General features: G+C 40.1%; 10 protein-coding genes and 3 pseudogenes. 6 read left to right on the top strand and 7 right to left on the bottom strand.

Annotated features, from left to right (window positions below):
• The 5 genes and pseudogenes from L650_RS0110270 to L650_RS0110250 form a co-directional block, all read right to left on the bottom strand.
• Positions 1-1538, bottom strand: a pseudogene (locus L650_RS0110270) (ABC transporter permease); the annotation flags it as partial.
• The gene (locus L650_RS0110265) at positions 1535-2812 is read right to left on the bottom strand and encodes an ABC transporter substrate-binding protein (protein ID WP_029773048.1); all 1278 of its coding nucleotides are present in this window, start codon (positions 2810-2812) and stop codon (positions 1535-1537) included. The gene L650_RS0110265 and the pseudogene L650_RS0110270, both read right to left, overlap by 4 nt.
• Positions 2799-3617, bottom strand: a complete 819-nt coding sequence (locus L650_RS0110260) for a DUF547 domain-containing protein (protein WP_029773047.1) — start codon at positions 3615-3617, stop codon at positions 2799-2801. The genes L650_RS0110265 and L650_RS0110260 overlap by 14 nt, the downstream gene beginning before the upstream one ends.
• A 1-nt stretch (position 3618) precedes the next feature.
• On the bottom strand, positions 3619-5724 hold the full coding sequence (locus tag L650_RS0110255) for an FAD-dependent oxidoreductase (protein WP_029773046.1): 2106 nt from the start codon (positions 5722-5724) through the stop codon (positions 3619-3621).
• A gap of 19 nt (positions 5725-5743) precedes the next feature.
• Positions 5744-8097: pseudogene (locus tag L650_RS0110250) on the bottom strand (TonB-dependent receptor).
• A 347-nt stretch (positions 8098-8444) separates the two neighbouring features.
• Here L650_RS0110250 and L650_RS0110245 point away from each other — a divergent pair.
• Complete coding sequence (locus L650_RS0110245; protein ID WP_004589588.1) at positions 8445-8858, top strand: hypothetical protein; 414 nt, start codon at positions 8445-8447, stop codon at positions 8856-8858.
• Positions 8859-8942: 84 nt separating this feature from the next.
• Here L650_RS0110245 and L650_RS0110240 read toward each other — a convergent pair whose 3' ends face one another.
• Positions 8943-9368, bottom strand: a complete 426-nt coding sequence (locus L650_RS0110240) for a hemerythrin domain-containing protein (protein WP_029773045.1) — start codon at positions 9366-9368, stop codon at positions 8943-8945.
• A gap of 316 nt (positions 9369-9684) precedes the next feature.
• Here L650_RS0110240 and L650_RS0110235 point away from each other — a divergent pair, with 316 nt between their 5' ends.
• The 3 genes and pseudogenes from L650_RS0110235 (at position 9685) to L650_RS24305 (ending at position 10495) form a co-directional block, all read left to right on the top strand.
• On the top strand, positions 9685-9936 hold the full coding sequence (locus L650_RS0110235) for a hypothetical protein (protein WP_004589590.1): 252 nt from the start codon (positions 9685-9687) through the stop codon (positions 9934-9936).
• Positions 9937-9993: 57 nt separating this feature from the next.
• Positions 9994-10251 (top strand): hypothetical protein, encoded by a 258-nt coding sequence (locus L650_RS0110230; protein WP_029773044.1) that lies wholly within the window; start codon positions 9994-9996, stop codon positions 10249-10251.
• A 26-nt stretch (positions 10252-10277) separates the two neighbouring features.
• Positions 10278-10495 (top strand): annotated as a pseudogene (locus L650_RS24305) (DUF6500 family protein).
• A 10-nt stretch (positions 10496-10505) separates the two neighbouring features.
• On the opposite strand, the gene L650_RS0110220 reads toward L650_RS24305, so the two are convergent.
• Positions 10506-12365 carry a tetratricopeptide repeat-containing diguanylate cyclase gene (locus L650_RS0110220; RefSeq protein ID WP_223230565.1) on the bottom strand — a complete coding sequence of 620 codons (1860 nt, stop codon included), beginning with the start codon at positions 12363-12365 and terminating at the stop codon, positions 10506-10508.
• A 314-nt stretch (positions 12366-12679) separates the two neighbouring features.
• On the opposite strand from L650_RS0110220, the gene L650_RS0110215 reads away from it, so the two are divergent.
• Positions 12680-13675 carry a transposase gene (locus L650_RS0110215; RefSeq protein WP_029773043.1) on the top strand — a complete coding sequence of 332 codons (996 nt, stop codon included), beginning with the start codon at positions 12680-12682 and terminating at the stop codon, positions 13673-13675.
• Between the two features lie 418 nt (positions 13676-14093).
• A partial coding sequence (locus tag L650_RS0110210; protein ID WP_029773042.1) for a TetR/AcrR family transcriptional regulator occupies positions 14094-14262 on the top strand: 169 nt, incomplete at its 3' end.

The following is a 14262-nucleotide window of genomic DNA, read 5'->3' as shown; positions in this document are numbered from 1 at the left end:
CCCGCCACCGGCTAAAAGCGTGGGGAGGTATTGGCCAAAGCTAATGGCTAAACCAAGTGCCGCCGCAATTAAAATAGGGGCAAACAACTGGGGTAGTTTTACCTGTAAAAACACTTTGCAAGGCGTTGCGCCAAGGCTTGCTGCTACATTAGCAAAGCGAGGGTCTAAGCGCCTATAACTGCTCGAAAGTGATAAAAACACATACGGTAGTACAAACAATAAATGGGTAAATACCACATTAAAAAACGCGGCCTGGTTATTTACTAGTTGTTGCAGCCACACTAGCCCAAATAAAAACGCAATACTTGGTACAAGCAGCGGTAAATAAATAATTAAGCTGGTAAAGCGCGACATGGGTTTGGCACTTAACTGCTCTGACTCTAAGCACAAAAGGGTAATAATAATGGCAAATAACGTAGTAACTAGCCCTATAGCAAGGGTATTAAAAAGCGGGCTTTGCATTTGCATTAGCGCACTTTTAAAGTGAAGTAGCGTGAGCTGATCGGGCAGTGCCGCCGGAAAACGCCAAAATCCGGCAACCGACCACATAATTAAGCCAATTAATGAAAGCAAAATAAAGCCAATTACAAATACTGTTAATACGGTCGTTATTTTTTGCCAATACACACCGCCATATTCTCGCTCGCCATTGGTGAGTAAATCACTAAATAATGCTTTTATGGCTTTTTCGCCGCCAAGCCAAAGTGCTAGCAAACCACCAGTAAGTACAAGCTGCAATAATGCCCCTGCAGAGGCTTTAATACGCAGGTTTAAATCTACATCGTTAAACCAGTGCATAATAGCGACAGCCAAGGTGGGTGGTGTATTTGGCCCCAAAATAAGTGGCATTTCTACACTTGCACTGGCATAAGCCAATACGGCTAAAATGGGTAGGCGCAGCAATGGGTAAAGGCTTGGTAATACTACTTTAAAAAAAGCCGTCATAGGGCAGTAGCCTAAATTAAGCGCTACTTTATGTTGTTGGCGCAGTTTTTTGCCAAGCTCAGGCTGGGCAAGCACACCTAGCGCCATTAACAGTAAAAAAGGCAGCTCTTTAAGGGTTAAGCCTAAAATTATACTAATACCAAACGAATCATGCGGTAACATGCCGTTAGGCGCAAGTTCCCATCCACTAAACCAANGGCTGCTGCGTGGGGTATTACGAGTATTGGGCTCAGTAAGCGCTGAATACGGTTAAGCCACGGGCTATTAAAAAATGCCGCTAAAATCATTAACGTAATGATAAAGGCAAGTAAGGTACTTATTAATCCGCTGCCAACACTTAGCATAACCATTTGTGTAAGGCCGGGTGTTTGCATAAGCATAGTGAAGCCATGTAGGCCAAGTGTTGTATGCTCAAGTACCGGCGCATAACCAAAAGCGGGCAATAGCACGCTAATTAGGCCGCCTATTACCGGCAAAATTAGCAATGCTAATAAAAAACGTGGGCTTAATTTAACTAATTTACTAAACATATCGGCGCTTTTATGTGGTTTAAGCGTTGGGCTTGCTGCTAACTTATTTGAAACAACACTCATTGGCTTACTCCAAAACGTGTTTGCCAACCTTGCATAATAGCGTTTACCCAGCTTGGGTGTGGCTCACTTAGCGTGCGTTTAATACTATTCAAAGGCAGCGCGCTTGGATGCGGTTGCGTTGAGTTAAATAAGGCTTGTTGCTGTGGTGTTAGCGTTGATTGAATAAGTACGCTTTTATCGCCCCATATAGACGCTTTTTGTTTTTGAGCTTGCGCCTCTGGGCTTAATAAAAAATTAGCCACTAACTGCGCACTTTGTGCATGGCTTGCATTATAAGGTATGGCTACAAAGTGGGTGTTACTTAAACTGCCATCTTGCATTGCATAACTGCGAATACTTTTTGGTAAATCATAGCGTTTAACGGCGGCGGGCACTTCGGGTGCTGAAAACGTAAACGCTATGCTTAGCTCTGTGTCGCCGACTAAGCGGCGCATTTGTGCACCACTTTGCATAAAATGGCTGCCATCGCGCCAAAGTGTTGGGTGCAGTTTATTTAAAAAGTCCCATAATGGGCTTAATACTTGGGCTGTATTTTGTGCTGTAGCAGGCTGATTTAACTGTGCTTTAAGTGTTTCATCACTTTGTTGATTTAGCATAACAAGCGCGTATTTTAAAAAGCTCATGCCTAAAAAGTCAGGCGGCTTTGGGTAGCTAAAGCGCCCTGGATTTTGTGCGCTCCAGCTAAGTAATTGGTTTAGGGTTGTTGGTAGTGTGTTATTTGCAGTGCCGTCGATTGCTAAACTGTCGTAGTAAAAGGTGAGCGATGCTTGGCCCCAAGGTGCTTCCATCCCGTTGGTGGGTATTCCAAAATCAAAATTAACAGCGGGGTTATTGCTAGGGTCGGTGTAGCTAAAATTAGGCAGCTTATTAGCCCATTGTTTAAGTAATAATGAGTGCTCGCTCATGGTGGCAAAGTTAGCACCGTTTATCCAAATTAAATCTACGCTGCCTTTATCGTTATTGTTTGCTGATTTTTCGGCAAGTACCCGGCTTACGGCTTCGCTGGTATCACTGAGTTTTACATGTACTAAGTTAATGTTGTATTTGGCTTTTACTTGCTGCGCAGCCCATTGAATATATGCATTTATTTGCGCATCGCCGCCCCACGCATAAAAATATACGCTTTGGTTTTTACCTAAGCTTTCTATTTGTTGCCAACGGCTTTGTAGTTGTGTACTTGCTAGGCTTTTAAAGCTAATAATAAGGCAAATGCAAAACGCGACACAGCAAAAGCTGTATCGCGATAATGTTTGCCAACATTTATTGGCGAGCATTTAAATCCCAGTTGTAGTCTAAAAACTTAACTTTCATGTTGTTATTTTTAAGCGCTTTTTGCTGAGCGGGTATCAGTTTTAGTGCTTTAGGGTATTGCATAAAAAACTGCTGCAGCGTGTTGGCGCCTTTAAAGCCTTGTTCAAAATCCTCGCCGTACCACTTAAATATTGAAGATACACTTAGCGTATTACCTTGCGCTATATTGCGGGTTGTATCTGATAAAAAACGCACCGTTTGCGCTTGCAATTGGATTTCTAAATCAGTGGCTGTGTAGGCTTCTTCACGTAGTGCTGGGCAGCCAATGCTTGCGCAATTTACAGCAAAGTGAATACGTGGGTCGTTGTATTTACCACTGCAACGTATTAAACCATGCTCAATATCATCAAGGCTGCGCGTTTTACCAAGTAATGGCACAAACTCTTTGCTCCATGGTGAGCTAAAAAAACTGCCTAAATCTTTAATTGATTTAAGGTTTGGGTATTTTGTTAATATAAGCTCAACAGTAAAGGCATTATACGCATTGATTAAAAACGCCAGCTGCTTTGGTTTTTCCCATGTATCAAACTCATTTTGCGTAACAGCCGATAGCGAATCTAAATAGCTTTTAAGCTCGCTGTGCTTAGCTTTTATTGCTGAATAATCAACCTCTGTGCTGTGGCCATGATTAATAGCTACAACATGGTTGTTTAATAATGCGTTCCAGCCCTCGTGCATATTTTGAGCTTGGGCCGAAAATGACGTTGCAAACGATGTTGCAAGCAAAGCAGACCCTAACAATATCGCTTTTAAAGGTGTTTTAAACATATTAGCCTCTGCGCCATGCGTGGTATTTTTCAAGCATGTTAAGTACTTTTTCAGGTGCGTGAGCGCGTTTCCACTCGCCTGCTGCGTACTTGTTACCTTCAGCCCAAGTAGGGTAGCTGTGAATAGTGCCTAGTATTTTGTTAAGGCCTAACCCGTGTTTCATTGCCAGTACAAACTCAGCAATTAAATCGCCAGCGTGCTCAGATACCACAGTAACACCGAGTATTTTGTCTTTGCCTTTTGGTGTAATTACTTTAATAAAGCCTTTGGTGGCGCTGTCGGTAATGGCGCGGTCTAGCTCTTCAAATTCAAAGCGAGTGATTTCATAATCTATGCCTTTATCAATAGCGTCTTGCTCGTTTAAGCCAACACGTGCTACTTCTGGGTCAATAAACGTAGTCCACGGAATAACACGGTAATCGACTTTAAACTTTTTAAGATTACCAAATAAGCCATTTACAGCGGCGTACCAGCCCTGATGAGCGGCTACGTGCGTAAACTGATACGGACCTACAATATCGCCAGCGGCAAAAATGTTAGGGTAAAGCGTTTCAAGGTATTCGTTAGTGACTACAGTACGATTAGTTTCTATGCCAAGCTCTTCAAGGCCGTAACCTTTAAGGCGAGCGCTTCGGCCCACAGCACATAGTAGCTCATCGTATTCAATATCGATTTCGGTATCATTATGTTTTACCACAATGAACTTTTTGCCATCGCGCTCTTTACAGCGCAGTGCCTGATGCGAGGTTAAAATGTTTACGCCGCTCTCAGTAAGCGCTTCGTGAGCAAAGGTAGACACCTCTAGGTCCTCTTTGATCATGATGCGTTCGCTCATCTCAATTTGCGTAACATTTGAGCCTAAGCGTGCAAAGCTTTGTGCAAGTTCACTACCAATTGGACCACCGCCAAGTACAACAAGCTTTTTAGGGGCTTCTTCAAGCTCAGCAAATTTAGTCCATAACGTATCGCTTGTTACATAGCCTGTTTCTTCAATACCAGGAAGTGGCGGTACAAATGGGCGTGCGCCAGTTGCAATAACAATCGTGCGAGCGGTTAACGTTTGCGTGCCGCCATCGTTAAGTTTAATTTCTACAGTCCACGGGTCTAATAATTTACCGTAGCCTTTTACTACATCTACGCCTAGGTTAGTGTAACGCTCAACGCTATCGTGCGGGGCGATGTCGGCAATTACTTGGTGTACACGTGCCATTACTTTTTTAAACGAAAACTGCGGTGCCATGTTTTCAAGGCCGTAGTGTTCCCCGTGGCGAATTTGCTCAGCAATTTTAGCGCTTTTAATAACGGCTTTACTTGGCACACACCCGTAGTTTAAACAATCGCCGCCCATTTCGCCGGCTTCAATTAGGGTTACTTTGGCTTTAACCGCTGCTGCAATGTAGCTTGTTACTAAGCCGCCAGCACCTGCGCCAATAACAATCATGTTGCGGTCAAACTTTTTAGGTTTAGTGTAATTTTTGTATACGCGACGTTTTTTAAACACGTTTAAGATTCCTTTAGCAATAAAAGGGAACACACCCAATAAAGCGAACGATAAAATAAGATCGAGCGATAAAATGCCTGATAAGCTCTCAATTTGCGCAAGTTGCGTACCTGCGTTTACAAATACAAATGTACCCGCCAGCATGCCTATTTGGCTTACCCAGTAAAAGGTCCATGCTTTAATGACGGTAACACCCATCAATAAGTTAATTAAAAAGAACGGAAATACGGGTACTAATCTAAGCGTAAATAAGTAAAAGCCACCTTCTTTTTCAACGCCTGCGTCAATAGCGTCTAAGCGCTCAGGAAAACGTTGTTTAATTGTATCGCGCAATAAGTAACGCGATACTAAAAAGGCAAGCGTAGCACCTACCGTAGAGGCAAACGAGGCAACCAANGCCGCCCCGGGTAATGAGAGAGCCGTTACCACTACGTATAATAAAAAGAAGCCACCAAAAACCAACAATGGTGATTGCTCTTTATATTGGCTAAATTGATCCATCGACCCTTTTAAGCCTTCAAGTGTAAGTAACTGGTGTAAATTAAAGTGAAAGAACAAGCCTATAGCCGCTGCTGCAATCAATACCAAAAATAGTTTTTTAATCATGTTCTCTCTCAAACCGCTCTTAAAAATTATGGGTTAGTGTTAATTTTGCGTTTATTGGCAGTTCTGGAAATGCCAATGTTGCGCCAAAGTAACCCCCTTCAAATACTGGGCGCCAGTTTTTTTGATTAGTGACATTGTTTACATCTAATCGCAACTTAGTCCTAGGCGTAAAAGCATAGCTAGTATTAACGTTTAGCGTGTATTGATCACGAATTTTAACTGTTGCTAAAAAGTCTAATGGGTAACTCTTTGTATATAGACCTGAAAAACCCATTTGCCATTTCGAATTAATTGAATAATTTCCGTTAAAACTGAACGATTGCTCAGGAATGCCCTGAACTTGGCGGTTTGAAGGTGCAAACGCGGTAAAACTTGGTGCGCCAACGCCGGTACCTGCAATAATATCTGGGCGTGAATTGTCAAACGCATCGATTACTTGAGCAGAATCTTGGCTGCTTGCAGAATTGTCGTAACGAGCATCTATGTAGCTGTAGCCCGCACTTAGCCAATAAGGGTAGGCATCGTAAAATATTTGGCTTTCAAAACCTGTAGTACGAATACCTGTATTGCTGCCATCGCGATTACGTAAACTACGACGCTGGCTAAATACCGCACCATCAGCGTACCAGTCGCTATTGGTTGGGGCGTACTTTAAGCCAAACTCAACTAAGGTGTTTTCGGTTGCAAAATTTTGTGCGCTAATTGTGTTATCGCCGCCAAGTGATGTACCGCCCGCCATACTGTTTGATGTTGCTTCGTTATAACTTGCTGCACCATAAGTGGTGTAATCACTATTTAATTTGTAATTAAAGCTAACTTGGCCAGAATGCAGTATTTCGTTAATGCTGTCGCTTGCGGCAACTTGACCTTGTGGTGCAATAGGGTCGTTTGCTTCTACATCGTAAAAATCAACGCGGTAACCCACACTGGTATGAAGTTTATCGCCCCAATCTGAGTCTTGTTGAATGGCAAGCCCTGTTTGCCATGAGCGTGAGTCGGTAGTGTCTGATAGGTTAAAGTCGCCGCTGCCATCGTTATCTAAATCGTATTGACCACCAGGCGATACAAATACACCTGGGCTTAGCTCTACTAAACGTGCTTTTTGTGCATCGGTTAAGGGAATGCGGCGGTTTGAAAGTGGGCCAGTTAAATCAATTGGTAAATCGGCCTCGGTAGTAAATTGGCTGTAGCCGAGGACTTTGTTGTAGCGTACGTCAAAAGCAAAAATTGTTTGTTGGTCGCTATTCCAGCGGTAGGTAAGCTCAGTGCGGTTTTGCGCTGTATCGGCGCCGTCTATAATTTCTACAAAGCTGTTTTGGGCTATTTCTTCACGCTGTAAATGCTGAAAGTACGTAATGTTTTTAAGTGAGGCATTAGCACTTAGCTCGCGCTTATAAATGCTGTGAATTAAATAAGTGGTTGCTTCGTTTTGGTTATCAGGGTCGGTAAGCACGGTGCTGCGATCTATTTTTACTTGCCCAGTAGGCGAAACAATTGAACCCGCTGCTGGTACGGAACTGCCATTGGCTTNACGCCTTGGCCGGTAATATAAAGGCCATCATCAATTAAGGCTTGGGTAGGGCGGTTAATACCAGCGTTGTCGGTAAATTCAACTTGGTATAGCTCAAAGTTAATATCCCAACTGCTTTTATCATCGGGCAATATGCGTAGTGCTGCAAGTAAACTGTCGCTTTTAGTGCCTGAGTAATCGTAGTAGCTGCCCTCATCAAGGTGCTCGTAACTTACTCTAAGGCCCACTTTATCTTTTATAATGGGGGCAGTGTAATCTACTTGCGCACTGTATTGATCCCATCGCCCCGCTGAGAGCTTAACTTTACCTTTACTTTCATCTGTAGAGGCAGTCTTTGAGTGTAAATTTACAAAACCACCGTTACGTTGGCTTGAACCAAATAAAACCGGCGGTGCACCCTTTACTACATCTATTTGTTCTACAGAATTGAACGATAACGGCACACCAAAGCCATTATTACCAGCTTGGCGGCGTGTACCATCTTGAAAAAGCTCACCCAGTTGGCCACGAATAGTAGGTAAGCTGGGTGCACCAAAGCCACTTGCAGAGTAAGTGTTTGGGCTCACTGCTAGTACGTCTTGTAGGGTAGTAATATTTAGTTGCTCTATTAACTCGCTTGAAATAGGCGTGACTGAGCGTGCTATATCTTGCAGCGCAAGGTTGTCGCCGAAGGGGCCGTTAATAGTGGCATCTTTTACAGAAAGCCCTTGAGATTTAATCGTTTGGCCTGCTACTTCAATACGTTCAATTGAGTCGGTATTAGCTGCAGATTGTGCCGCGTGAGCATAAAAATTAGGTGTGAGTGAAGCGGCTATAAAAAGTGCCAAATATGAATGTTTCAAAAGGGTTCTCATTTTGGTTAGTGTGAATGTGGCAATAAAGACCTGAAGCTTTGTGAATAACTTTCAGTAAATATTAATTCTTTTTGTTTTTTAGAATGAAACGTTAAAAGTTTAGCACATTGCTCAAAAGCGTTATTCAGTTTTAGGCACTATGTTTTTGTTTTACAAATACTGTAGTTAGTTATTGCCATAATAGGTTTTAATTTATAAATAGCGGTTTTATACGCAAACAAACCAAAAGCAGGGCACCGAATTTATTAAAAAATTATACATTAAGATGAAATAAAATATGTGTTGAGCGGTCTTGCTAGTTTCAACATTAAATTATTTAGTTTTAAGGAAATTTTATGACTGGTACAACAGGTACTGACTTTCAAAATCGTTTGCAGTGGTCGCTTTTTTCGCTACGCCTAGGCGTATTTATTGTAATGATTATGTGGACGTTTGATAAGTTTGTTAACCCTGGGCATAGCGCACGAATTTTTGAGCATTTTTATGGTGTTAGCGGCTCTACAGATGTGGTTGCTTATGTGTTGGGGGCGTTACAGCTTATTTTAGTGTTGGCTTTTTTAGCGGGTATTAAAAAGCGCCTTACTTATGGCGTTATATTTGTAATGCACGGCCTTTCTACGCTTTCATCTTATAATCAGTATATTGATGGCTTTAATAACTTATTGTTTTTTACAGCGTGGCCAATGTGGGCAGCGTGTTTTGCACTGTATGTGTTACGCGAGCAAGACGTTAAATTTACCATTAAGTAGCGCTGCAAAAAAATGGTTATAAGCCATACGGCTTATAACCAATAAGTACACAAGGGAGTGTATGGAAGTCGGTTTAATTAATAACTAATGCATGGCATCGTTATACTGTTTAGCTAGGCTTTCTTTTTGCCCTTCGGTTAGGGCTTTACCCGCTAATTGAAATACTTCATGTTCTTCTTCACTTAAATGATGATGCACTAAATAGTGCAATTTTTTAGCTGCAACTAACCATGCCGATGAGCTCATTGCTGTGTCTTCAAGTTGTTCAATTAATTCGTCAATTTCATGGTGCTCAGCAACGCTGTGGCGTGCTTTTTCGTGCGTTAAATCGTCAAACATGAGTGGGTTATAAAAATAACGCTCTTCAAATTTTGCGTGATCTTCTAATTCGGCTTTTAGCTCGTCCATTAGCTTGTGGCGCTGCTTCGTATCGCCGTGCGTTTGAATAAGGGCATCTACTAACTCGCGTTGTTTATCGTGATCGTGACGTAGCGCTTCGAAAATATTCATAACTCTTTCCTTGCTGTAATTGCTTTATAAACTTTTAAAAGCAAGCGCAGTGCCAGATTTTAATATGCTGATATAATTGACTTTAATGTACTTTTGGCTGGTTTGGATGGAGTTGCTCTGTAACTTTTACACATAAACAGCTGCAATTTTTTCAGATTAAAAGAGGTGATTGCTTTTGACGCTACATAAGCTTACATATTTTTACTGGTTGGGTATTTTATTGAGGTGGTAAAGTAGCGCATTATTTGGGTACAAGCTGTACATACTTGCCTTACCTATATTTTTATAAAACTTTAGATATTAGGATAGTTTAAGGATGAACTTAAAAAGCCCCACTACAGCATTATTACTGTGCGCATTATTAAGTGCATGTAGTACAGCCGAGCATTCTGAACGACGTGTATGCATACAAGAGGCAGAAATGACTGAGCTAAATGGCGCTAAAACAAGCTCAGAGGTTTACAATGAATGTGTAAGCGCTCAAATAAAAAAGGATGCTAAAGGCGACACTTTTTTTGATGAAGTTGGTGTGTTTTTTATTGATCTACTTGTTTTAATAGCCGACTAAGTAAGCAAACTTACAGCTATAATTTAAAGCACAAGGGTGCGTAAAATAGGATTGAATATGAAAGCGTTTTTAATTGTATTTTCATTGTGTATATTTTTAACTGGCTGTGCGGCAAAGCCTTATGCGGGCTCTGCAAAATGTATGGAGCAAGCTGATATAGCTTATGAAACCAATATACATAAAAATGAGCCGCTAAATAATGATTGCAAAGCTACAAAAGTAAATACGCCTAATAAAGAGTTTGAGAATCATAGTATTGTTGATAGAAGTCTTTTACAGCTAATTGTTAGTTTTTTAAACGGTATATTTAGATAATTAAAATACAATTAAATAAGGTATGTATGCAGGAAGAACTAAAAGCAAAAATTATAGCTGTGTGCGATAAAAAAATAGCAGCCAAAGACGAAAACGTAGGCCTTTCTTTTTACGCTTTTTTTGCAAATAAAAACGACAATCCAGAGCTGCTGATGCAGCCGCTACGTGGTGGATACACACCCATAAGTTAGATCACTTTGAAAAAGCGATAAAAATAAAACAAATGATTATTGAAGGTGACTAATAACGTATATTTACGCGATTGCTATTTGGTTTCTACCATTTTCTTTTGCTTTATAGAGTTGTTGGTCTGCACGTTTAATTAGCTCGCTAAGTGAGTCGCTTTTAGCATCACTTATTGCCACGCCAGCACTAAAGGTAACGTGTGTTTTACTTGGCAATGCCTCAATATGACTACAGTACTGCGCTAACTTATTTTCAAGATTTTCAAAAAAGTTGTTTATTTTATCCCGGTTTTGCGTTTTTAAAACAAATAGCCACTCTTCGCCGCCATAGCGCCCAAACTTATCGTTAGTACTTAGTGTGTCTTTTGCTGCTTGAGCAAATTTTATAAGTACTAAATCTCCTATATCGTGGCCAAATTTGTCGTTAATAGCTTTAAAGTAATCTAAATCAACGATGGCTATTGCTAGGCTCTGCTGGGATAAACACTCATTTGCTTTTTGCAAAATGCCACGCCGATTTAAGCTGTTAGTTAGGTAGTCGGTTAATGCTATAGCATGGTATTTTTTACGTTGGCGCATTTGGCGGTAAAATAAAAATAGCGACACGATGACTAAAATAAAGGCAATTGAGGCACTTAAGCGCCAAATTATTTTTTGCTGGTGTTCTTCTGTTGCCTGCAGTTTGTTTATGTCTTTTTCGTATTCTAGCTGTAAAATTTTGTCTTCTTTTTCTTTTACTTCAAATTTAACCTGCAAGGTTTTTATATTGGTTTCGCTGGTGGCTTCGTAGTGTTTTATTGTATAAGCAAGCTCATCTTCAATTGCTTTAAATGCATCTTCGGTGAAGTTAAGCTGGCGCTTTAATTTATAGCGTTTGCTTAAAAAATCAGCCTTATAAATGCTGCGGCTAAATTTATCTAGGTTTAAAAATACTTCGTCGTTTACTTGGTTGGCCTTATTTAATAAATTTTGTTTTGTGTAGATGTCTGATAATAAAATCATTGATGCTAAATGCATGTCGTTAATGCCGGCAGAGCTTGCAAGTGCAATGTTTTTGTTTGCAAGCATTAAAGCCGTATCGTAATTACCCTGCAGGTATTGAATATTTGCAATAGAATATTGAGCGAAGGCTAAACCTTTTTTCATATTAACTTTGCTAAAATAAGCCAGCGCTTTATTTAAGTATACAAGCGCGTTTTTAGGCTGACCGACCTCAAGTAATACGTTTCCTAAACTCCAATAAGCTTTAGCAGTAAATAGGCCGTCGCTTGTTTGCTCGTAGGCATCTACCGCTTTTTGGGCATAATAAATGGCTTTTTCTTTATCATCTTTGTAGAGGTAGTTGTAAGCGTCGGCAATTTTTCTAAAAAAGTAGCCCTGCGAGGCTATGTCTTCTTCCTTTATAGCAAGCTCTAAACCTGTTAACGCCGCACTTAGCGTTTTTTTAAGTTCGTCGGTTTCGGTGTAGTAATAGGCTATAGTCCGAAAAACAATGATTTGTTCGTTAGGAGAAAGCTGTTTTACCTGCGTTTGCAGTTGATTAGCAAGCGATTGCGCATTACTTAATTCTTTGTTAATTGCGAAAAGCTTAAGCTGAGCCTCTAAAAATATTAGGTGACTGTTTTTATATGTTACAAGCTCAGTACTCTTTAAATACATTAGCAAATGGGTACTTAGCGCGGTGTATTGTTCTTGTCGAAAAAGTAGCTCTGAATATAAGGCAGCCGCTTCAAGGTGCAACTGTTTATGCTTTGTATGTTTAGTGACATTATAAGCGTGGGTTAGTTGTTTTTGGTGTAAAAGGTAATCTAGCTTGTTGGCTTTAATATCACTAAGCAGGCTTTGGATTGATTTTATATCAGATGAAGTTAGTGAAGAGCTACTGGCAAATGTAGCACTACTTGTTAATAAAAAATAACAGGAGCGCAAAAAAGCGAAACCACACTATATTGATTTTTATTATTATATTGTTCGTCATTTTTTTTACTGAATCAACACCCAAAACGATATAACTAACTATAGCATTGCTTGTAAATAACAAGTTAATACTTTATTGGGTGAAGATCAGGGAATACACCACCACATTCCTTTGAAAACTCCACTTTCTAGTAAATAAGTATGAAAAGTATTATTAAAATAATCATGACACCCATTTAAAACATAACTATGACACCCATCATAATAGTTGTATAAAACACAAGCTCGGACTACGCTTTAGCTTAAATAATAAGCAGGGTTGTGTTATGGCTATTCCTCGTAAGCGCCAAATAAGTTTGGCAGATACAAAATATTATCACTGTATTTCACGCTGTGTTCGCCGGGCATATTTGTGTGGTGAAGACCCTTTTACAGGGAAAAGTTACGCGCATAGAAGAGGGTGGGTAGAGGATAAGCTTATCAGCCTTGCAAAGGTATTTTGTATAGATATTTGTGCATACGCAGTTATGAGTAATCATACACATATTGTGTTGTATGTAGATGATAAAAAAGCTAATAGGTTAAACGACAAAGCAATAGCAATTCGTTGGCACAAGCTTTTTAAAGGCACCGCTATCACGCATAAATTTATACGCGGTGAGAAGTTATCGGCTACCGAACATTGGTTTTTAAACGAGAGCCTAAAGCTGTATCGAGAACGCTTAAGTAGTATTAGCTGGTTTATGCGAGCATTGAACGAAAATATTGCAAGGCGAGCTAACAAAGAAGATGGCTGTACAGGGCGGTTTTGGGAAGGGCGATTTAAATCTCAAGCGTTACTAGATGAAGCTGCTTTGTTAGCGTGCATGGCATATGTAGATTTAAATCCAATACGCGCCAAAGCGGCTGAAACACCTGAGGATTCGCACTTTACGAGCGTAAAACAACGCATAAAATCAATTGCACTTAAAAGCAACCAGGCGTTAAAAGTTAAGCAGCCAAAACAGTTATTACGCTTTGCAGGAAAGTCTAAAAAATACATGCCAAAAGGTTTACCATTCGAATTAAAAACGTATTTAGAGTTAGTGGAATTAACAGGCAGATGTATTCGCGCTGATAAAATAGGCTTTATTGCGCATTCAGCACCTGAATTATTGATACGTTTGAATATAGCGCCAGAGAACTGGTTAAAACTTACAACCGAATTTGGCAATGTTTTTCATGGAGCGGTGGGGCGTGTAAGTTCATTAGATAGTTATTGTAAGCACCAAGCTATTAAGCGAAGGCCTAGCTATTCAAATAGTAAAAAATTATTAGCCTAATAAAACCGTTAAATAAATAGTATGTCACTTAGCTTTGCTGAGCTTTTATTGTGCCTGAAGTTTCTAAACAGCCATAAGATTATGATAAAAAGCTTAAGTATATAAACTCAAACATCCCCATTACCACTCAACATCTCAAATCAATATATAAATCCAACTAAATATTTCTTACTACATTGTTAATTTATAAATAATTAGAGTGGGTGTCTTATTTATGGCTTTATTATGACTAAGAAAGATTAAAGGGATGCCATATCTATAAATACCCTCATATATTTTGGACTTTAGGGCTTTCCTAGCCTGTTAGTTAATAATGGGTGTCAAAATTATTATTTTGTATAAATCTGTATTGGTTGACATGTAGAATGAATGCTCTACCATATTGAGTAGAGCATTCATTCTACATGGGTTAAACACTTTGCTAAAACAAGATATAGCTGCTGCGCTTGAGGTGGCCTTTAGTCAACATGGTTTTGCTGAGCCTAGTGTGGCTAAGCTGCAAAAACTCAGTGGCGTTAGTTTGCGCACCCTTTATAAATATTACCCGTCAAAGCAGGCAATGATCATTGCTGCGCTTGAGTACCGCC

The sequence above is a fragment of the Pseudoalteromonas sp. TB51 genome (genome assembly GCF_000498055.1).
GTDB lineage: Bacteria > Pseudomonadota > Gammaproteobacteria > Enterobacterales > Alteromonadaceae > Pseudoalteromonas > Pseudoalteromonas atlantica.
This window is presented reverse-complemented; position numbering and strand designations above follow the sequence as displayed.